The sequence below is a fragment of the Burkholderia sp. L27(2015) genome (genome assembly GCF_009765705.1).
Classification (GTDB): Bacteria; Pseudomonadota; Gammaproteobacteria; order Burkholderiales; family Burkholderiaceae; genus LMUX01.
In genome coordinates this window covers 1-925 of the sequence record NZ_LMUX01000047.1, presented here as the reverse complement: position 1 = coordinate 925, position 925 = coordinate 1, and the positions used below count along the sequence as shown (strand labels likewise).

Annotated in this window: 2 protein-coding genes; both read left to right on the top strand. The window is 59.4% G+C overall.

Features of this window, described 5'->3' with window-relative positions; translation table 11 throughout:
* Positions 1 to 83 precede the first annotated feature (83 nt).
* Positions 84 to 482, top strand: coding sequence for a DUF427 domain-containing protein (locus GSQ77_RS29005; RefSeq protein WP_158907610.1), 399 nt, complete (start codon positions 84 to 86; stop codon positions 480 to 482).
* 40 nt (positions 483 to 522) lie between these two features.
* Positions 523 to 925 (top strand): SDR family NAD(P)-dependent oxidoreductase (locus tag GSQ77_RS29000; RefSeq protein WP_158907608.1); only part of this gene is annotated, 403 nt, incomplete at its 3' end.

Here is a 925-nt window from a genome sequence, read left to right as displayed (position 1 = left end):
GCCCAACCCTACCTTCAGTCCTTCTGCACCGTTTTCCACCGGGAGGCGGCCCTCCCGTCATCATCTCTCGAGGAGATACGACCGTGACACAACCCACATCCTCCACCGCCAGGACAGTCAAAGTGCCTGGACCGGATCATCCCATCAGCGTCGAACGCAACCCGCGGCGTGTGGTGGTGAGAGTCGCGGGTCGCGTTGTCGCCGACACGCGCAACGGGCTCACGCTAAAAGAGGCAAGTTATCCGGCAGTCCAATACATTCCTCGCCAGGACGTGGACATGACATCGCTGGAGCGCACGGATCACGCCACCTACTGTCCCTACAAAGGCGAGTGCGCTTACTACAGCGTACCCGTGGGTGGCGAGCGCGCTTTGAATGCGGTATGGACGTATGAGCAGCCCTATGATGCTGTTGTCATGATCAAGGATCACGTCGCGTTCTATCCGGATCGCGTCGAAGCAATCGAAGAGCTCGACGACTGACCTTCCACTTGCTTATTTTCCCTACGAACGGAGAAACTTCATGAGCAGCAGCCTCAGTGGAAAAACCGCCCTGGTGACTGGCGCATCGCGCGGCATCGGTCGAGCCGCGGCGCTCGCGCTCGCCAAAGCGGGCGCGCAGGTTCTGGTCCACTACAGCAGCGCACAAAAGGAAGCCGATGCTGTAGTGGACGAGATCCGCAAGTCAGGCGGTCGCGCCGAGAAAGTCGGCGCCGATTTGAGTACGCCGAATGGGCCCCACCAATTGGCCAAGCGTGTTCGAAGCGTCATCGGCGACCGGTTGGACATACTGGTCGCCAATGCCGGTATCTCAAAGTCAGCATCACTCGAAGAGATCGGCGTTGAAGACTTTGACCGACTATTTGCCGTCAATGTGCGCGCGCCATATTTCCTGGTGCAGCAGTTGCTTCCGGCCATGTGCACGG